Below are 18,101 nucleotides of genomic sequence, written 5' to 3'. Positions count from 1 at the left end.
TTCCAGCAGCTTACGCGCGTCGGCTGATAATTCGAATCAAGCCTCGTAGTGGTTCGCCACCAGCCGGTCGAGCAGGCGAACGCCCCAGCCCGAGCCCCAGGAGCGGTTGATCTCGGTGCTCAGCGAACCCATGCCGGTGCCGGCGATGTCGAGATGAGCCCAGGGCGTATCGTTGACATGGCGCTGCAGGAACTGCGCCGCGGTGATCGAGCCGCCATGGCGCCCGGCGGAGTTCTTCATGTCGGCGAACTTGGAATCGATCATCTTGTCGTAGGCGGCGCCGAGCGGCATGCGCCAGACCGTCTCGCCCGTACCCTTGCCGGCGGTGGCAAGCCGCTCCGCTAGCTCGTCATTGTTCGAGAACAGGCCGGCATGCTCCTGCGCCAGCGCGACGAGGATGGCGCCGGTCAGCGTCGCCAGATTGACCATGAAGACTGGCTTGAAGCGGTCCTGCGTGTACCAGAGCACATCGGCCAGAACGAGCCGGCCCTCGGCGTCGGTGTTGATGATCTCGATGGTCTGACCGGAGAGCGAGGTCACGATGTCGCCTGGGCGCTGCGCATTGCCGTCCGGCATGTTCTCGACGAGGCCGATGACCCCGACCGCATTGACCTTCGCCTTGCGGGCGGCGAGCGCGTGCATCAGCCCGGTGACGCAGGCGGCGCCGGCCATGTCGCCCTTCATATCCTCCATGCCGCCGGCCGGCTTGATCGAGATGCCGCCGGTGTCGAAGGTTACGCCCTTTCCGACGAAGGCCACCGGCTTGTCGCCCTTGCCCGCGCCGTTCCAGCGCATCACCACGACGCGGCTCTCGCGCCGCGAACCCTGGCCGACGCCGAGCAGCGCGCGCATGCCGATCTTCTTGAGCTGCTTCTCGTCGAGAATCTCGACCTCGACGCCGAGCTTTTCGAGCTTGGCCGCGCGCTCGGCGAACTCTTCGGGATAGAGCACGTTCGGCGGCTCGTTCACGAGATCGCGAGCGAGCTCGACGCCGCCGGCGATCGCCTCGCGCGCCTTCAGCGCCTTCTTGACCGCGGACGTGTCGGCGACGCGCAGGATCGCAGCCTTCGGCTCGGACTGCTCCGCCTCGCGGCTCTTCGTCTTGTACTGATTGAAGGCATAGGAACGGAGCTTCAGACCGAGGCCGATCTCGGCGATCTCGGCGGCGGAAAGCTCGCTATCCGGCAGGGCTGCGATGATGTCGGCGCTGCGGCCATGGCCGAGCCGGCCCGCGATGGCGCCGCCGAGCAGGGCGAAATCGAGCTTGTCGCGCTCGCTTTCGGGCCCGGTGCCGATCAGGATCAGACGCTCATAGCCCGCCCCTTCGGGCGCCAGGACCGTCAGCCCCGACAGAGACTTGCCCTTGAACCGCTCTGCCGCCGCAGCGCGGGCGATCAGGCTGGAACCGCCCTCGCCCAGCCATTCCTCGGCGGCCCGGGCCGGCGCGAGCTTGTCCGAAACGAGGATGACGAGATCCTCCCCGGCAATGGCATTCAGGGCTTTGACCTCAAGCTTCAGGCGCTGCGACATCGACGGCTCACATTGGCGGAGGGCGGACGGAAAGGGCGGGATGAACTGGCGATGGCTCGGGAAGGCCACAAACGATTCCCGTTTGCGCCATGATCGAAGCTATACCATAGGAGCTTCGAGGCGAGCCGTCCAAGGGCAGCGCCTTCCGCCCTTGTGCCCGCCTGCCCAGGATCGACCGCGTGCGTTTTGGACTGCTCGACCGCTATATCCTCAAGATTGCCGCGGCGGCGACGGTCATCCTGCTCGTCGGCCTGACCAGCGTCATCTGGGTGACGCAGGCCCTGCGCGAGGTCGACCTCATCACCGGCAAGGGCCAGACGGTGATGATCTTCTTCACCGTGACCCTGCTCTCGCTGCCGGCGCTGATCGCTGGCATAGCGCCGGTCGCGCTGTTCATGGCGACGCTCTACACGCTCAACAAACTCAACAGCGATTCCGAGCTGATCGTGATGAACGCGACCGGGGTCGCGCCCAAGCGCCTGACCCGGCCCTTCGTCGCACTGACGCTGGTGACGGCAGCGCTGGTCGGCTGGATGTCGCTTTCGGTGATGCCCGCCGGCTTCCGTTCGCTGCGCGACCTGATCACCCTGATCCGGGCCGATTTCGTCGCAAACGTCGTCAAGGAAGGCCAGTTCGTCGCACTCGATTCCGGCGTCACGTTCCACTATCGCGAGCGCTCGGGCCAGGCGCTGCTCGGCATCTTCATGCAGGACCGGCGCGACCCGAACCAACCGGCGGTATACATCGCCGAGCGTGGCCAGACAGCGGAAGCCGACGGCAACAGCTTCCTGATGCTGGAGAAGGGCACGATCCAGCGCGAGAGCCGCGACCGGAATTCGAGCTCGATCATCTCCTTCGAGCGCTACGCCCTCAATCTGTCGGCGCTGTCGGGCGACTCCGATGGAGCCGGCGGCGGCGATGGCGACAAGGTGATCTACAAGCCGCGCGAACGGACGACCTGGGCGCTGCTGACGCAGGACAAGAACGAACCCTACTACAAGATCCAGGAAGGCCGCTTCCGCGCCGAGCTGCACAACCGCCTTTCGGCTCCGCTCTATCCGATCGCCTTCATGCTCGTCGCCTTCGCTTTCCTCGGCGAGGCGCGCACCACCCGCCAGGGCCGTGCAGTCGCCATCCAGCTCGCGATCCTGCTGGTCGGCGCGATCAGAATCGGCGCCTACGCTGCCTGGACCGCGAGCGTGCGCTCCCAATTCGCCGTCGTCCTGCTCTATGTGCTGCCGCTCGTCACCATCGCGGTCTCGGCAAGCATGATCGCCTTCGGTGCTCGTGCACGGGCTTTCGTCGACGGGCTGACGGAACCGCTGGCCGCCCCTTTCCTCGCCATCTCGGCCCGCTTGCGGCGAAGCTGATGCTGCTCTTCAAGACTTTCGGGCGCTACCTGACCCAGCGCTTCTTCCGCGCCATTCTGAGCGTGTTCGGGACGTTCTTCTTCCTGATCCTGACGCTCGACTTCGTCGAGTTGATGCGCCGCGCCGGCGACTCGCCGGCGGCGACGACACCGAGCATCATCCAGCTCGCGCTCTATCGCGCGCCTTCGGTCGCCGAGCAGATCTTCCCCTTCGCCGTGCTGTTCGGCGGGATGTTCGCCCTGCTGAATCTGAGCCGGAAGCTCGAGCTCGTGGTCGCCCGCTCCGTCGGCATCTCGGCCTGGCAATTCCTGCAACCGGCCGCCCTGGTCGCGGGCATGGTCGGCCTGATCTCGATCGGCATCTACAACCCCGTCGCGGCCGAACTGAAGCAGCGCGCCACCAAGCTGGAAGCCTCGCTCTTCGCGCGCACCGGCCAGGTGGCCAGCGGTAAGGAGATCTGGATCCGCCAGCGCAGCGGCGATGGCCAGGCAATCATCCGGGCAGCGGCGGCGCTGGAGGACGGCGTCGGCCTGGCGCAGGTCGCGTTCTTCAACTATGCCCCGGACGGTGGATTCAGCGAGCGCATCGAAGCCCGCCAAGCCGTGCTGCACCGCGGCTACTGGGAGTTGTCGGATGCGCGCGTGACGTCGGTCATGGAAGAGCCACAGAGCTACCCGACATACCTCGTCGCGACGAATCTGGAGCCAGAGCAGGTGCGGCAAAGTTTCACTCCACCGGACTCCGTGGGCTTCTGGTCCATGCCGACCGTGATCGAGCGAACCCGCAAGGCCGGACTGGACACGACGCGCTATGAATTGCGCTATGAATCCCTGAAAGCCCGCCCGCTGCTGCTCATTGCGATGATTCTGGTGGCAGCATCCGTTTCCTTAAGATTTTTCCGGTTTGGTGGTGTCACCAAGTTGGTGGTAGGTGGCGTGGCGGCCGGGTTCATGCTCTATGTGGCGACGCAACTATCTGAGGAGTTGGGCTCGTCGGGGATCGTCAACGCCCCGGTGGCCGCGTGGCTGCCCGCAATCGTGGGCAGCCTGCTCGGCGCTCTTGCCCTCCTTCATCAGGAAGACGGCTGATAGTACGGTGCCTATGGTTAATTTTGGATTGAGTTCATGGTTCCCGGCGTGAGACGCATTGCGCGCCTTGCCGCAGCGACCGCGCTCGCGACGACGCTTGCGCCGGTTTTCGCGGGACCCGACCTTGCCTTCGCGCAACAGGCGGCCAAGCCGCAGGAGCGCATGGTCGTCGATGCGCGCGAGCTCGTCTACGACAAGGATAAGAACACGGTCTCGGCCGTCGGCGACGTCCAGATCCTGTATCAGGGGCGCACCATCGAGGCCGACCGCGTCGTCTACGACCGGATGAGCAAGCGCGTCGTGGCGACCGGCAATGCCCGCATCACCGAAGCGAACGGCACCGTCATCACCGGCGACCGGTTCAACCTGACCGACGATTTCCGCGACGGATTCATCGATTCGCTGCGCGTCGTGAACACCGACAAGACGCGTTTTTCGGCGCCGCGCGCAGAGCGGACCGATGGCGAGGTATTCGTCTTCGACAAGGGCATCTACACCGCCTGCGAGCCCTGCGCCGAGAACCCTGAGAAGCCGCCTTTCTGGCAAGTTCGTGCCGCCCGGATCATTCACAAGAAATCCGAGCAGATGATCTACTACGAGGATGCACGGCTCGAATTCGCCGGCGTCCCGATCGCCTACATCCCCTATATGTCCGGACCGGACGCGACCGTTAAGCGCAAGACCGGCCTCCTGTCGCCGAAGTTCATCAACACCTCGGCGCTGGGTTATGGCGTCGGGCTGCCGTACTTCATCAACCTCGCGCCGAACTACGACGTCACGCTGACGCCGACCTACCTCTCCCGCCAGGGCCTCCTCGGCGAGGTGGAATGGCGCCATCGTTTCTCGAACGGCTCGTACAACATCCGCGCCGCGGGGATCTTTCAGCGCGACAAGGACGCTTTCCTCAAGAGCCCCTTCGGCGCCGGCGACGACACTTTCCGCGGTTCGATCGAGACCGCCGGCAAGGTCTTCCTGAATCCGCGCTGGACCTTCAGCTGGGATATCGCCGGCTCGACAGACCGGTTCTTCTACAAGAACTACCGCATTCGCAGCGAGAGCATCACGAGCGGCAGCTTCCTTCAGGAATCGACCTCGACCGTCTCGCTCAACGGCCAGAGCCCCGATGCCTGGTTCGACATGCGCGGCTACTATTTCCAGCCGTTGAGCTATCTCGACTGGCAGAAGCAGCAGCCCGTCGCTCTACCGGTGGTCGATTACAACAAGCGGCTTCACAAGCCTTCGCTGATCGGCGGAGAGCTCTCCTTCACCGTCAACATCACGCATCTGACGCGCGAGGCGGCGGCGTTCAAGGAAATCCCGAACCAGAACACCTACCTCATCAACACACCGTCCTACTCCCTGTTCGACGGCTGCGCGGTCTACCAGAAAGACACCTGCCTGATCCGTGGCCTCGCCGGGAACATCGCGCGTGCGACGGCGGAAGTGGCCTGGCGCCGCAACTTCACCGATTCCTTCGGTCAGGTCTGGATGCCCTATGCATCGATGCGGGCCGACATCTTCTCGATCAATCCGAACACGACCGACTATACGAACTATCATGTCCGCACGATCGCCGACACGTCGGACGAGGTGTTCGGGCGCGTGATGCCGGCGGCCGGACTGCTCTATCGCTATCCGTTCGTGGCGACGACGTCCTGGGGCACCCATATCCTGGAGCCGGTCGCCCAGGTCGTGGCTCGGCCGAACGAAACCAACAGCCTGCGCGTCGCCAACGAAGACGCCCAGAGCCTGGTCTTCGACGACACCAACCTGTTCGAATGGAACAAGTTCTCGGGCTACGATCGCGTGGAAGGCGGCAGCCGCGCCAATGTCGGCCTGCGCTACTCCGGGACCTTCGGCAAGGATTCCTACGCCAACTTGCTGGTCGGCCAGTCCTATCATCTCGGCGGCCGCAACTCCTACGCCACCGGCGACCTGGTCAATACCGGGCTCGAATCCGGCCTGGACACCCGCCGCTCGGACTATGTCGCCCGGGCGCAGTACCAGCCGTTCAAGGGCCTGCTCCTGCAGGGCGGAGCGCGGCTCGACGAGTCGACCTGGGAAACGCAGCGCATCGACGCGTCCGCCTCGTACTCGCACAAACTGTTCTCGACCACGATCGGGTACAGCCGATACGAGCCGCAGCCTGAACTCGGCATTCCGCGGCGTCGCGAGGGCCTCAGCCTGAGCCAGTCGTTCAACTTCGCCCAGTACTGGACCGTCCGCGGCAGCGTGCTGTTCGACCTCGACAAGTACAAGTACGACCGAGAGCGCTATCGTGACGCCTATGCGCTGAGCCAGCTCAATACAGCCGTCTATGCCGCGCCGATCTATCCCAAGACCGGACCGCTCCAGACGGCGTCTCTGTCCGCAGGGCTGAGATACCAGGACGAGTGCACGATCTTCGACGTGACCTATTCGCAATCCTATGCCGACCGGCAGGCGGGCGCGAAGAACGACACCCGAACCGTGATGTTCCGGCTCGAGCTGCGCACGCTGGGCGAGATCAGCTACTCGCAGAATCTCGGCACGAGCAGCGCGGGCGACGGCGTCGCCAGCAACTGACGAAGCCAAGACGCGGTCTCGCCATCGCTCCGGAGGGAGACCGCGCTTGCGCAATCATCTTCTGGCCCTGACCCAGGGCGATCCCGCCGGGGTCGGCCCTGAGATCAGCCTGATGGCTTGGCTGCTGCGCAAGCAGCTGCGGCTGCCGGCCTTCGTCTATCTCGGCAATGCTGTTGCCCTGCAGTCTCTAGCAGCGCAGCTTGGGCTCGCGGTACCGGTCCTCCGCGTCGGCTGGGATGAAGCCGCTGCGAGCTTCGACGAAGCGCTCCCGGTTATCGAGATCGAGGGGGCGTCACCGGCGAACCCCGGCCAACCTGACCCGGCAAATGCCGCAGGCGTGATCGAAGCGATCGAAGCCGGTGTCGCAGCCGTCAATGCAGGTCTGGCCGCGGCTCTAGTCACCAATCCGATCGCCAAGAGCGTGCTCTACGCCGCGGGCTTCAGCCATCCCGGCCACACCGAATTCCTCGCCGAGCTCGCCGGGCGGGGCGGCAAGGCCGTGCCGCAACCGGTGATGATGATCTGGTCGGAGGGGCTCGCGGTCGTGCCGGTTACGATCCATGTGCCGCTGTCGGCCGTGCCAGCCCTGCTCACCACAGAACTGATCGTCGAAACCGGAAAGATCGTCGCGGCCGATCTCGCGCGCCGCTTCGGCATCGCCCGCCCGCGGCTGGCGCTGAGCGGGCTAAACCCGCATGCCGGCGAAGGCGGTGCGCTCGGTTCCGAGGACGATGCCGTCGTCGCCCCGGCGGTAGCCAGGCTCCGCGCGCTCGGCATCGACGCCAAAGGCCCCTATCCGGCCGACACCATGTTCCATGAGCGGGCCCGCGCCGGCTATGATGTCGCGCTCGCCATGTACCATGATCAGGCGCTGATCCCGATCAAGACGATCGCCTTCGACGAGGGCGTCAACGTCACGCTCGGCCTGCCCTTCATCCGGACCTCGCCCGATCACGGCACCGCGTTCGACATAGCCGGCAAGGGCGTGGCACGGCCCGACAGCCTGTGCGCGGCGCTGCGGCTCGCAGCCAGGATGGCCGAGACCGAGACGGAGACGAAAGTATGAGCGCATCGGATGGCCTCGCGCAGGACGGGCTGCCGCCGCTACGCGAGGTAGTCGAGCGCCACGGGCTGATGGCGCAGAAGGCGCTCGGCCAGAACTTCCTGTTCGACCTCAACCTGACCGGTCGGATCGCACGCGCGGCCGGGCCGCTCGCCGGGCAGACCGTCGTCGAAATCGGGCCCGGGCCCGGCGGCCTGACACGGGCGCTGCTGGCGAACGGCGCGGGACGCGTGATCGCAATCGAGCGCGACCGTCGCTGCCTGCCGGCCCTGGCCGAGATCGCCGCGCACTATCCCGGCCGGCTCGAAATCGTCGACGGAGACGCGCTCGCCGTCGACCTGTCGCAGCTGCTCGGCGGAGCCGAGGCCCGCATCGTCGCCAACCTGCCCTATAACATCGGCACACCGTTGCTCGTCGGCTGGCTCAGCGCCGAGCCTTGGCCATCCTGGTGGAGTTCGCTGACCCTGATGTTCCAGCGCGAGGTCGCCGAGCGCATCGTCGCGACGCCCGAGCAGCGCGCCGCCTATGGCCGCCTCGCCGTCCTCGCCGGCTGGCGCTGCGAGGCGAAGATCCTGTTCGACGTGCCGAAGACCGCCTTCGTGCCGCCGCCGAAGATCACCTCCTCGATCGTGCAGCTGGTGCCACGGCAGCATCCCGAGCCCTGCGACCGCCGGTTGCTCGAGCGTTTGACGCTCGCCGCCTTCGGGCAGCGTCGCAAGATGCTGCGGCAGAGCCTGAAGCCGGTGCTCGCCGAGCCGACGCCGATCATCGAGGCCGCCGGCCTGTTGCCGACGGCGCGGGCCGAGGAAATCCCGGTCTCCGGCTTCGTGCGGCTGGCGAACGCGTTGGCCGAGGCGGTGTAAACCAGCAGGCGGCGCGATCGGCGCGGCACTTCCGTCCCTCAGACCGTCTGTTCCTCGAGCAGCTGCTCGACGAAGTTCGCCATACCGGTTGCGCGCGCTCGCTTCAGGCGTTCGGCGACGAGGATCGCGCGGACCGATTCATAGGCCGCCCCGAGATCGTCATTGATGATGACGTAGTCGTAGACGCTCCAGCGCGCGATCTCGTCACGGGCGTTGGCGAGGCGCTTGGCGATGACCTCGGGCGCATCCTCCGCGCGCCGCACGAGGCGCGAGCGCAGCTCGGCCATGGAAGGCGGCAGGATGAAGATCGCGACGACATCCTCGCGCGCCTTTTCGAGGATTTGCTGCGTGCCCTGATAGTCGATGTCGAAGAGGACGTCGCGGCCGGCCTTGAGCGCCTCCTCGACCGGCTTGCGCGGCGTGCCGTAGCCATTGCCATGGACCTCGGCCGATTCGAGCAGTTCGTCCCGCTGGCGCAAACCATCGAACAGATCGCGCTCGATGAAATGGTAGTGGACCCCCTCGATCTCCGACGGCCGCCGGGCGCGGGTGGTCACAGACACGGAGAGGTCGAGATTGGTCTCCTTCTGCGACAGGGTGCGCGTCAGGGTCGACTTGCCGGCGCCGGAGGGCGACGACAGGATCAGCATCAGGCCGCGACGGGCCGGGCGGACGAGATCAGCCATCGCCATCATTCCACGTTCTGGACCTGCTCGCGCAGTTGGTCGACCGTCGTGCGCAGATCGAGGCCGATGCGCGACAGGCCGGGATCGCCCGCCTTGGCACAGAGCGTCGAGGATTCGCGGCCGAACTCCTGCGCCAGGAAATCGAGCTTGCGGCCGATAGGGCCGCCCTGCGCGAGCAATTCACGCAAGCCGGCGACATGGGCATGCAACCGGTCGATTTCCTCGCGAATGTCAGCGCGGACGGCGAGTAGCGCCGCCTCCTGGTGCAGGCGCTGGGGATCCAGCGCATGGCCGGCCTCGAGCAGCGCGGCGACCTGGCCGGCGAGCCGCGCCTTCACCGCCTCGACGCTGCGCGCTGGATGGTTCTCGGCCTCTCCGGTCAACCGGGCGATCGTGGCAAGGTGCCCGGCTATCACAGCCTCCAGGGCAAGGCCCTCGGCGAGACGTGCCTGCTTGAGCGATGCGACGAGGCGTTCCAGAGCGGCCAGAACCGGCTTTTCGAGCGCAGAGACGGCGTCCTCCGCCTCTTCGGCGATCTCGACGACGCCGCGAATGGCGAGAAGACCGTCGAGAGAGGCCGGCGCCATGCCGGCCGGCAGAGGCACAGCTGAGGCAGCCTCGACCAGGGCGGCCAGCGCCTCCTGGTTGATCCGCGGCCGGGCCGGCGCCGCAGCGCTGGTGATGGCGAGATTGACGTGCAGCGTGCCGCGCGAGAAGGCGGCGGACATCAGCTTGCGCGCGGCCTCGGAGAACAGCTCGAAGCCGGGAGGAACGCGCACGCGGACATCGAGGCCGCGACCGTTGACGCTGCGAACCTCCCAGGCAAAGGCGTGGGTGGCGACGGTCCCGGCTTCACGCGCGAAGCCCGTCATGCTTTCGATTGCCATATTGCGATATTCCTGCCCGCGAATGCGGCCGGACCCTAGACAGGGCTTGTCACGACGACAAGCGCGGGATGTGGAAAGGCGCGATCAGGGCCGCAGGGCCGGAACGACCTTCGGGCTGTTCAGGTCGAACGTCCGGTTGCGCAGCGGATCGCGATCGGTCCCCTCCGAGGCGTCGAAGGCGCGTGCGCGGGTACCGTCCGTCCCGCCCTGCGCAGTCTGACCGGCGCGGCGGTTGCCCGGCACCGGGAAGCTCTCGGGCTGCCCCGAGGCCTGCATGCCCTGCCCGGCGCCGCCCGGCGCTTCGGTGCGGGAATCGGGCGACGGAGGCGGCTCGGCCTTGTCGATGCTCGCCTCCGGCGCCGGCTTGCCCGCCTCGCGCCGGCCGGCCTCGACCTGGCGCCAACGCGCGACGTTGCGGTTGTGCTGATCGAGCGTCTCGGCGAAAGCGTGGCCGCCGCTGCCGTCAGCGACGAAATAGAGGTCCTTGGTGCGCGAGTGATTGACCACGGCCTCGAGCGCGGCGCGGCCCGGATTGGCGATCGGCCCCGGCGGCAGGCCGTCGATCACATAGGTGTTGTAGGGCGTCGCCTGAGTGATTTCGGTCCGCATGATACCGCGCCCGAGCGTGCCCTTGCCGCCGACCAGCCCGTAGACGATCGTCGGGTCGGATTGCAGCTTCATCTTGCGGTTGAGCCGGTTGATGAAAACGCCGGCGACGCGGGTGCGCTCGTCGGCGCGTCCGGTTTCCTTCTCGACGATCGAAGCCAAGATCACGAGCTCCTGGGGAGTCTTGATCGGCAGGTCGGCCGGACGGCGGGCCCAGATATCGTTGAGGATGCGGCGCTGATCGCGCGTCATCCTGTCAACCATGGCCTGCCGCGTCGAGCCGCGCTGGAACTTGTAGGTATCCGGCAGGATCGCACCCTCGCGCGGTACCTGGATGATCTCGCCGGAGAGCAGATCGTTCTCCTTCAGGCGGGCGATGATCTGCTCGCTCGTCAACCCTTCGGGGATGGTGACGGAGTGCTCGACCGCCTTGCCCTCGGCGATGATGTCGAGGATGTCCTTCTGGCTGGCGCGCGCCTTGAACAGGTATTCGCCGGCCTTGAGGCTCGCTGCCTTGCCCGATGTATAGGCCGCAACCTTGAAGGCCCAGGGATGGTCGATCAGGCCCTCGCGCTGCAGCAGGTCGGCGATCTCCGTCACCCCATTCTCTTTCGGGATGATCAGGACGCGATCGGTCGCAAGCGGCCCGGGCGCCTTGCTGCGACTGTCGAGATAAGCGATGCCGCCGCCGACCGCACCAGCCAGCACCAGAGCTGTGGTGAACAGGCCGCTCAGCATGGCGATGAAGGGCGAACGCCGGCGGCGGCGCACCTTTGGCGGCGGCGAAGGCGGCGCCACCGGCTTCAACGCCTCGTTCGGGCTTCTCGGCGCAACGCGGGGCGGCTGATTCATGATGCTTACGCTCGATCTCCCGACATCACGATCCGCTTTGCCGGCATGGATTCCACCTGTCGACTGCGCTCCAGACATTCTGGCACGGCAGCGGCGACAGGCTAGCGAAAATTATGGCGAAAGCGCGCTGTCGCCGGATCAGCCGACGAAACGCCGCATGACCAGCGAGGCGTTGGTGCCGCCGAAGCCGAAGGAATTGGAGAGTGCGACGTCGATCTTCCGTGGCTTGGCCTTGTGCGGGACAAGGTCGATCTCGGTCTCGACGGACGGATTATCGAGATTGATCGTCGGCGGCAGGATCTGGTCGCGAATCGCCAGCACCGAGAAGATCGCCTCGATCGCACCGGCCGCCCCGAGCAGATGGCCGGTCGCCGACTTGGTCGAGGACATGGCCGGCCGCTGCGGCGCATTGGCCAGCAGGCGTTCGACCGCGCGCAGCTCGATCTCGTCGCCGACCTGCGTCGAGGTGCCGTGCGCGTTGATGTAGTCGACATCGGAAGCGCGCAGCCCGGCCCGGTTCAGCGCGGCCTGCATGCAGCGATAGGCGCCGTCTCCGTCCTCGGCCGGCGAGGTGATGTGATAGGCGTCGCCGGACATGCCGTAGCCGACGACCTCGGCATAGATCTTCGCGCCGCGGGCCAGAGCGTGTTCGAGTTCCTCGAGCACGACGACGCCGGCGCCCTCGCCCATGACGAAGCCGTCACGGTCCTTGTCATAGGGACGCGAGGCCTTCTCGGGGGTATCGTTGAAATTGGTCGACAGAGCGCGGCAGGCGCAGAATCCGGCGATGCCGATGCGGTTGATCGCCGATTCGGTACCGCCCGCGACCATCACCTCGGCATCGCCGAGCGCGACCATGCGTGCCGCATCGCCGATGGCGTGAGCGCCGGTCGAGCAGGCAGTCACGACGGCGTGGTTCGGGCCCTTCAGGCCATGCTCGATCGAGACATAGCCGGCGGCAAGATTGCTGAGCCGTCCCGGGATGAAGAAGGGCGAGAGGCGGCGCGGGCCGCGCTCCTTCAGCAGGATCGAGGCTTCGTAGATGCCGCCCAGGCCGCCAATGCCGGAGCCGATCGCGACGCCTGTCGCGATCTGGTCCTCATAGGATTCCGGCTTCCAGTCTGCGTCGCGCAGGGCCTGGGTCGCTGCAGCCATGGCAAAGACGATGAAGTCGTCGACCTTGCGCTGCTCCTTCGGCTCCATCCAATCGTCGGGATTGAAGGTGCCGGCCGAGCCGTCGCCACGCGGAATGTTGCAGGCGATTTGCGCGGGCAGATCAGAAGCGTCGAAGCTCGTGATCGGCCCAGCGCCGCTCTCGCCCGCAATCAGACGGGACCAGGTCGCGTCGACCCCGCATCCAAGCGGGGTCACCATGCCAAGTCCGGTGACGACGACGCGCCGCATCGGTATTCCTCGCTCGGTCAAGACGCTGGTTCGCGCGCCGGACTCTGAGCCGCTCAGGCGGACTTCGACAGGAACTTGACGGCGTCGCCGACCGTCACGATCGTCTCGGCGGCATCGTCGGGGATCTCGACACCGAATTCCTCTTCGAAGGCCATGACCAGCTCGACGGTGTCGAGGCTGTCTGCACCCAGGTCCTCGATGAAGTTCGCGCCTTCGACCACCTTGTCGGCGTCGACGCCGAGGTGCTCGATCACGATCTTCTTCACGCGCTCGGCGACATCGCTCATGGGTCTTTCCTCAAACCTTGAAAACACACCGCCGGAAGCGACGCGTGGTTGAAATCGGTTTCCCGGTCGGCGCTCGCACCTGGCGGCGCGCCGGTCGGGGTGTTCATGGCTGCACAAACGCAACAACCAGGTTGGCGTCAAGCCCCCCGGGTGCCGATCGTCGCGCGGCCGGCTGGGTAGTTAACACACTAGTAATGGGCTGGCGAGAGTTGTCCCAAAGCCTCGACACGCTCCAGGAAAACTCAACAACCCATTCAGATCATTGCCATTCCGCCATTTACGTGAAGCGTCTGACCGGTGACGTAGCCGGCTTCTGAACTGGCTAGATAGGCCACTGCGGCAGCAATGTCGTCACCCACACCCAAACGGCCCATCGGCACGTCGGCGAGGATGGACTCGCGCTGCTTCTCGTTCAGCACCTCGGTCATCGGCGACTCGATGAAGCCCGGCGCGACGACGTTCACGGTGATATTGCGGCTGGCGACCTCCGCCGCCAGCGACTTCGACATGCCGATCAGGCCGGCCTTCGACGCCGCATAATTGCCCTGGCCGGGATTGCCGGAGGTACCGACCACAGAGCCGATCGAGATGATGCGGCCGTAGCGCCGGCGCATCATGCTCTTCACGGCCGCACGCGAGAGCCTGAAGGCCGCGGTCAGGTTGACGGCGAGGACAAGGTCCCAATCCTCGTCCTTGAGGCGCATGAACAGGTTGTCGCGGGTCACGCCGGCATTGTTGACGAGGATATCGAGCCCGCCGAGCTTGGCCTCGGCCGCCGGCACGAGCGCTTCGACCGAATCGCGATCGGAGAGATTGCACGGGGCGATCTCGGCACGCTCGCCCAGCTCCTTCGCCAGAGCCTCCAGCGCCTCGACCCGGGTCCCCGACAAGGCGACGGTGGCGCCTTGCGCATGCAGCCGCCTTGCGATGGCGCCGCCGAGCCCGCCGGTGGCGCCGGTGACCAGCGCCTTCTTTCCGGTCAGATCAAGCATTTTTCCTCCTTTTCGGCGTTCTGCCGTCTTCTCGGCCGGCTCATGCGAGGAGCCGGCCCGTCTCGTAACAGCCAGTCAGGCGCCCTGCTGGGCCTTGTAGCTCGCGATATCGTCCGGTGTCCCCACCGAGGCAGCCGACGCCCCGGCGGCGATGCGCTTGAGCAGCCCGGCCAGCACCTTGCCTGAGCCGACCTCGTAGAACTGCGTCACGCCCGCGCCGGCCATCGCCTCGACGCATTCGCGCCAGCGGACAGTGCCGGTGACCTGCGCCACCAGCGAGGCGCGGATCGCGGCCGGATCGCTCAGTGGCGCAGCGCCGACATTGGCCATCACAGGCACCACCGGCGCCTGCATCGAGACCTCGGCAAGAGCGGCCTGCATCGCTTCGGCGGCGGGCTGCATCAAGGCACAATGGAAGGGCGCGGAGACCGGAAGCAGCATGGCGCGGCGCACGCCGCGCTCGCCCGCGAGAACGATGGCGCGCTCGACCGCAGCCTTGGCTCCGGAGAGCACAACCTGACCGCCGCCATTATCATTCGCGGCCTCGCAGACCTGGCCCTCGGCCGCATCGGCGGCGATCGCGCGAGCCTGATCCAGATCGACGCCGAGCAGCGCCGCCATGGCGCCCTCGCCCGCCGGCACCGCCTTCTGCATCGCGTCGCCGCGAATGCGCAGCAGGCGCGCCGCATCAGAGATCGAGAAGGTGCCGGCAGCGGCCAGGGCCGAATACTCGCCGAGAGAATGACCGGCGACGAAGGCAGCGTCGCGTGCCAGCGACAAGCCGGCTTCCGCCTCAAGGACGCGAATCGCCGCGAGGCTCACTGCCATCAATGCCGGTTGGGCATTGGCGGTCAGGGTGAGCTCCTCGCCCGGCCCTTCCCACATCAGAGTCGAGAGCTTTTGCGACAGAGCCGCATCGACCTCGTCGAAGACGGCGCGGGCCGCCGGAAAGGCCTCGGCCAGGCTCTTGCCCATGCCGACCGCCTGCGAACCTTGCCCTGGAAAGATGAAAGCCGTCGCCATGTCCTGCTGGTCCTGAAGATCGCGCCTGGTTAACGTTGCGGGGCGCAGTCGCACCGCGCGGCCCGGCAAGTCAAGGCTTCAACGACCTCAAACTCGACTTGCGCGGACATTTTCCGGTGTTTTCGGCTTGCGCGGAAGGCCATCTGCCTGTAACGAGCCCTCTGCTTGTTCGGCCGGAGGCTGAACGGATGGCGGAGCTTTCCTTTCCGGACCTGCTCCGCTCGGCTTCTCTCCTGGGCAGCCATCATCCCGTGTCTCCGCCTTCGATGAAATCCTGTCGGGCCTTATCCAGGGCTCGAAGGGCTCCGCGCCGAACGAAGCAGGTGAAAGAAGGAAGGCCACTCATGGCATTGTACGAGCATGTTCTGCTCGCGCGACAAGATGTCAGCGCGCAGCAGGTCGAGGCCCTTGTCGAACAGTTCAAGGGAATCCTCGAGGCGAATGGCGGTTCGGTCTCGAAGGTCGAGTACTGGGGCGTCAAGTCGCTGGGCTACCGCATCAAGAAGAACCGCAAGGCGCACTACTCGCTCCTGAACATCGACGCCCCGGCTGCCGCCGTGGCCGAGATGGAGCGCCAGATGCGCATCAATGAAGACGTTCTGCGCTTCATGACCATCCGCGTCGAGGCTCTCGAGGATGGCCAGTCGGTCATGCTCCAGAAGCGCGACCGCGACGAGCGCGGCGACCGTTTCGACCGTGGACCGGGCGGCGGTGATCGTTTCGACCGCGGCCCGCGCCGCGAGCGCCCGCGTCGCGAAGACGAAGCCACTGAAGCCGCCACCGGGGAGGCCTGATCCATGTCGACCGCATCTGCTGGCGCTCGCCGCCCCTTCTTCCGTCGCCGCAAGTCCTGCCCGTTCTCGGGCGAAGGCGCTCCGAAGATCGACTACAAGGACGTGCGTCTGCTCTCGCGCTACATCTCTGAGCGCGGCAAGATCGTCCCGTCGCGCATCACGGCCGTCTCGGCCAAGAAGCAGCGTGAGCTCGCCCAGGCGATCAAGCGCGCCCGCTTCCTCGGCCTGCTGCCCTACGTCATCCGCTGAGCGGCTGAATGTTTCCCGGTGGCGCTTCGGCGCCACCGGCTTTCTAAAGCGATAGACCACTAGTCGCCCGGCGGTGAAACCCCTCCGGGTATGTTGAGGCGAAGAGCCCTCTCACCCTGCCGCGAGCCAATTCCGGTCTGACGGAAAGCACGCGAGAGCAGCGGGACAGCAGGACGGACATGCTACCCATCGTCGGCATCGGCGCCGGGCTGGTTTCAGCCCTTCTATTCACAGTGGTGATCACCGGATCGCCGCTGGCGCTGCTGTTGTCCTATGTCGCCCCGCTTCCTGTCTTCATCGCGGCGCTCGGCTGGAACCATCGCGCCGGGCTCGTCGCCGCGGCCTGCGGGACGGCCGCCGTCGCGCTCGTGCTGAAAGTTCCGCTCGGGCTCGCCTTCGCCATCGGCGCCGCGCTGCCGGCCTGGTGGATCGCCTATCTCGCCTTGCTGGCGCGCGACAACGGCGACGGCACCAGCGAATGGTATCCACTAGGGCGGCTGCTGGTCTGGATCGCCGCGGTCGCGACGCTGGTGACGATCGGCGGTGCGCTGGCGATCTCCTCCGACTACGAGACCTATCGCAGCGCCATGACGCGCGGGCTGCAGCTGGTGCTCAGCGGCGGCGAAGGCGTCGGCCCCTCGGTGCGCCTGCCGAGCGGCATCGACGTCGCCGATCTCGCAGCCCGCCTCGCGGCCCTGGTTCCGGCCGCCGCCGGTGCCTCGTTCGTGCCGATGATCGTCGCCAATCTCTGGCTGGCAGCGAAGGCCGTTCAGCTTTCCGGCCGCCTGCCCCGCCCCTGGCCCTTCATCCCGGCGACCCGCCTGCCCGCCAAGGCCGTCGCGGCCCTCGGCGCCGGCTTCCTGCTCAGCCTGATGGGGGGCTTCGTCGGTCTCGCTGGCGCGGCCATCACCGGGGCGCTGATCGCAGCCTTCGGGCTCGCCGGCCTCGCCGCGGTTCACGACCTCAGCCGCGGCAAGCCCTGGCGGATGCCGACCCTGTTCGCGGTCTATCTGGCACTGCTGATCATGCTGATCACGGTGTTCCCGTTCCTCGCGCTGCTCGGCATCGCCGACGCGCTGATCGACTTGCGCCGGCGCAGATCGTCGACGCCGCCTACCGCCTGACATCAACCTTTTCGACGAACATCAAGGAGAAAGACCATGGAAGTTATCCTGCTCGAACGTGTCGCCAAGCTCGGCCAGATGGGCGAGACTGTGCGCGTGCGCGACGGCTACGGCCGCAATTACCTGCTCGCTCGTGGCAAGGCCCTGCGCGCGACCGAAGAGAACAAGAAGCGCTTCGAGAACCAGCGCGTCCAGCTCGAGACCCGCAACCTCGAGCTCAAGCACGAGGCCGAATCGGTCGCCGAGACGCTGAACGGCCATTCGGTTGTGATGCTGCGCCAGTCGGGCGAATCCGGCGTGCTCTACGGTTCGGTCTCGACCCGCGACATCGCCGAGGCGCTGAGCGGTGACGGCTTCTCGGTCGAACGCGGCCAGATCACCCTGAACGCGCCGATCAAGACGCTCGGCCTGCACACCGTCCCGGTCGTACTGCATCCGGAAGTCTCGGTCACCGTCACCGTCAACATCGCCCGTTCGGCCGAAGAGGCCGAGCGCCAGGTGCGTGGTGAGGACGTCACCGCACGCGAGGCCTTCGACCTCGACGATCTCGGCCTCGAGGTCGGCGCCGCGCTGGCCGAGGCCGGCGACGACGACGATCGCTGATCGCTTTTCCGGCCTGTCCGGAGTCAATGGGCGCCGTGGCAACACGGCGCCCTTTTCGTTGGCACTGTGGACAACGGGCAGAGTTCCGGCTATTCCATCCGTTCCCACTTTGTTC

17 protein-coding genes are annotated in these 18,101 nt (G+C 66.5%); 9 read left to right on the top strand and 8 right to left on the bottom strand.

From position 1 onward, the window contains the following. Positions 1 to 36: 36 nt before the first annotated feature. The gene (locus DK26_RS04800; RefSeq protein WP_066468915.1) at positions 37 to 1,530 is read right to left on the bottom strand and encodes a leucyl aminopeptidase; all 1,494 of its coding nucleotides are present in this window, start codon (positions 1,528 to 1,530) and stop codon (positions 37 to 39) included. Between the two features lie 179 nt (positions 1,531 to 1,709). On the opposite strand from DK26_RS04800, the gene lptF reads away from it, so the two are divergent. Genes lptF through rsmA form a run of 5 tightly spaced genes read left to right on the top strand, consistent with a single transcriptional unit; the run spans position 1,710 to position 8,479 of the window. Then, positions 1,710 to 2,900 carry an LPS export ABC transporter permease LptF gene (gene lptF / locus DK26_RS04795; protein WP_157089512.1) on the top strand — a complete coding sequence of 397 codons (1,191 nt, stop codon included), beginning with the start codon at positions 1,710 to 1,712 and terminating at the stop codon, positions 2,898 to 2,900. Next, the gene (lptG, locus tag DK26_RS04790; RefSeq protein ID WP_066468913.1) at positions 2,900 to 3,988 is read left to right on the top strand and encodes an LPS export ABC transporter permease LptG; all 1,089 of its coding nucleotides are present in this window, start codon (positions 2,900 to 2,902) and stop codon (positions 3,986 to 3,988) included. The genes lptF and lptG overlap by 1 nt, the downstream gene beginning before the upstream one ends. 48 nt (positions 3,989 to 4,036) lie before the next feature. Further along, positions 4,037 to 6,553, top strand: coding sequence for an LPS-assembly protein LptD (locus DK26_RS04785; RefSeq protein ID WP_184231673.1), 2,517 nt, complete (start codon positions 4,037 to 4,039; stop codon positions 6,551 to 6,553). A 46-nt stretch (positions 6,554 to 6,599) separates the two neighbouring features. Next, entirely contained in the window at positions 6,600 to 7,619 is a 1,020-nt protein-coding gene (pdxA, locus tag DK26_RS04780; protein WP_066468909.1) for a 4-hydroxythreonine-4-phosphate dehydrogenase PdxA, read from the top strand. Next, positions 7,616 to 8,479 (top strand): 16S rRNA (adenine(1518)-N(6)/adenine(1519)-N(6))-dimethyltransferase RsmA, encoded by an 864-nt coding sequence (gene rsmA, locus DK26_RS04775; RefSeq protein ID WP_066468907.1) that lies wholly within the window; start codon positions 7,616 to 7,618, stop codon positions 8,477 to 8,479. Before pdxA ends, rsmA begins: the two co-directional genes overlap by 4 nt. Positions 8,480 to 8,517: 38 nt before the next feature. On the opposite strand, the gene gmk is transcribed toward rsmA, so the two are convergent. The 7 genes from gmk to fabD all read right to left on the bottom strand — a co-directional run bounded on the left by gmk (position 8,518) and on the right by fabD (position 15,216). Continuing rightward, a complete protein-coding gene (gene gmk / locus DK26_RS04770; RefSeq protein ID WP_248309870.1) occupies positions 8,518 to 9,165 on the bottom strand; it encodes a guanylate kinase in 648 nt (215 codons plus the stop codon). A 5-nt stretch (positions 9,166 to 9,170) separates the two neighbouring features. Continuing rightward, positions 9,171 to 10,052, bottom strand: a complete 882-nt coding sequence (locus DK26_RS04765; RefSeq protein ID WP_066468904.1) for a YicC/YloC family endoribonuclease — start codon at positions 10,050 to 10,052, stop codon at positions 9,171 to 9,173. An 84-nt stretch (positions 10,053 to 10,136) separates the two neighbouring features. Next, a complete protein-coding gene (gene mltG, locus DK26_RS04760; protein WP_066468902.1) occupies positions 10,137 to 11,510 on the bottom strand; it encodes an endolytic transglycosylase MltG in 1,374 nt (457 codons plus the stop codon). A 138-nt stretch (positions 11,511 to 11,648) separates the two neighbouring features. Then, positions 11,649 to 12,914, bottom strand: coding sequence for a beta-ketoacyl-ACP synthase II (fabF, locus tag DK26_RS04755; protein WP_066468901.1), 1,266 nt, complete (start codon positions 12,912 to 12,914; stop codon positions 11,649 to 11,651). A gap of 53 nt (positions 12,915 to 12,967) precedes the next feature. After that, a complete protein-coding gene (locus DK26_RS04750) occupies positions 12,968 to 13,201 on the bottom strand; it encodes an acyl carrier protein (protein ID WP_066468900.1) in 234 nt (77 codons plus the stop codon). Positions 13,202 to 13,455: 254 nt separating this feature from the next. Continuing rightward, entirely contained in the window at positions 13,456 to 14,193 is a 738-nt protein-coding gene (gene fabG, locus DK26_RS04745; protein WP_066468898.1) for a 3-oxoacyl-[acyl-carrier-protein] reductase, read from the bottom strand. A gap of 75 nt (positions 14,194 to 14,268) precedes the next feature. Further along, positions 14,269 to 15,216: an ACP S-malonyltransferase gene (gene fabD / locus DK26_RS04740; protein ID WP_066468896.1), complete on the bottom strand. Its 948-nt coding sequence runs from the start codon at positions 15,214 to 15,216 to the stop codon at positions 14,269 to 14,271. Between the two features lie 344 nt (positions 15,217 to 15,560). On the opposite strand from fabD, the gene rpsF reads away from it, so the two are divergent. From rpsF to rplI, 4 genes are all read left to right on the top strand, one after another. Continuing rightward, positions 15,561 to 16,010, top strand: a complete 450-nt coding sequence (rpsF, locus tag DK26_RS04730; protein ID WP_066468893.1) for a 30S ribosomal protein S6 — start codon at positions 15,561 to 15,563, stop codon at positions 16,008 to 16,010. 3 nt (positions 16,011 to 16,013) lie between these two features. After that, positions 16,014 to 16,259, top strand: a complete 246-nt coding sequence (gene rpsR, locus DK26_RS04725) for a 30S ribosomal protein S18 (RefSeq protein WP_038367644.1) — start codon at positions 16,014 to 16,016, stop codon at positions 16,257 to 16,259. Positions 16,260 to 16,438: 179 nt separating this feature from the next. Beyond that, positions 16,439 to 17,383, top strand: coding sequence for a DUF2232 domain-containing protein (locus DK26_RS04720; RefSeq protein ID WP_066468891.1), 945 nt, complete (start codon positions 16,439 to 16,441; stop codon positions 17,381 to 17,383). Positions 17,384 to 17,419: 36 nt separating this feature from the next. Beyond that, entirely contained in the window at positions 17,420 to 17,986 is a 567-nt protein-coding gene (gene rplI, locus DK26_RS04715) for a 50S ribosomal protein L9 (protein WP_066468889.1), read from the top strand. The last annotated feature ends 115 nt before the right edge of the window (positions 17,987 to 18,101 follow it).

This window comes from Allobosea sp. WAO (assembly GCF_001509835.1).
Classification (GTDB): domain Bacteria; phylum Pseudomonadota; class Alphaproteobacteria; order Rhizobiales; family Beijerinckiaceae; genus Allobosea.
Note: the sequence above shows the minus strand (reverse complement) of the source record. Positions and strands in the feature narration are given on the sequence as shown.

What these genes read in the sequence shown, in the direction of transcription:
- DK26_RS04800 (WP_066468915.1), bottom strand. Translation starts at nt 1,530, where the DNA reads ATGTCGCAGCGCCTGAAGCTTGAGGTCAAAGCCCTGAATGCCATTGCC.
- lptG (WP_066468913.1), top strand. Translation starts at nt 2,900, where the DNA reads ATGCTGCTCTTCAAGACTTTCGGGCGCTACCTGACCCAGCGCTTCTTC.
- rsmA (WP_066468907.1), top strand. Translation starts at nt 7,616, where the DNA reads ATGAGCGCATCGGATGGCCTCGCGCAGGACGGGCTGCCGCCGCTACGC.
- gmk (WP_248309870.1), bottom strand. Translation starts at nt 9,165, where the DNA reads ATGGCTGATCTCGTCCGCCCGGCCCGTCGCGGCCTGATGCTGATCCTG.
- DK26_RS04765 (WP_066468904.1), bottom strand. Translation starts at nt 10,052, where the DNA reads ATGGCAATCGAAAGCATGACGGGCTTCGCGCGTGAAGCCGGGACCGTC.
- mltG (WP_066468902.1), bottom strand. Translation starts at nt 11,510, where the DNA reads ATGAATCAGCCGCCCCGCGTTGCGCCGAGAAGCCCGAACGAGGCGTTG.
- fabF (WP_066468901.1), bottom strand. Translation starts at nt 12,914, where the DNA reads ATGCGGCGCGTCGTCGTCACCGGACTTGGCATGGTGACCCCGCTTGGA.
- DK26_RS04750 (WP_066468900.1), bottom strand. Translation starts at nt 13,201, where the DNA reads ATGAGCGATGTCGCCGAGCGCGTGAAGAAGATCGTGATCGAGCACCTC.
- fabG (WP_066468898.1), bottom strand. Translation starts at nt 14,193, where the DNA reads ATGCTTGATCTGACCGGAAAGAAGGCGCTGGTCACCGGCGCCACCGGC.
- fabD (WP_066468896.1), bottom strand. Translation starts at nt 15,216, where the DNA reads ATGGCGACGGCTTTCATCTTTCCAGGGCAAGGTTCGCAGGCGGTCGGC.
- rpsF (WP_066468893.1), top strand. Translation starts at nt 15,561, where the DNA reads ATGGCATTGTACGAGCATGTTCTGCTCGCGCGACAAGATGTCAGCGCG.
- rpsR (WP_038367644.1), top strand. Translation starts at nt 16,014, where the DNA reads ATGTCGACCGCATCTGCTGGCGCTCGCCGCCCCTTCTTCCGTCGCCGC.
- DK26_RS04720 (WP_066468891.1), top strand. Translation starts at nt 16,439, where the DNA reads ATGCTACCCATCGTCGGCATCGGCGCCGGGCTGGTTTCAGCCCTTCTA.
- rplI (WP_066468889.1), top strand. Translation starts at nt 17,420, where the DNA reads ATGGAAGTTATCCTGCTCGAACGTGTCGCCAAGCTCGGCCAGATGGGC.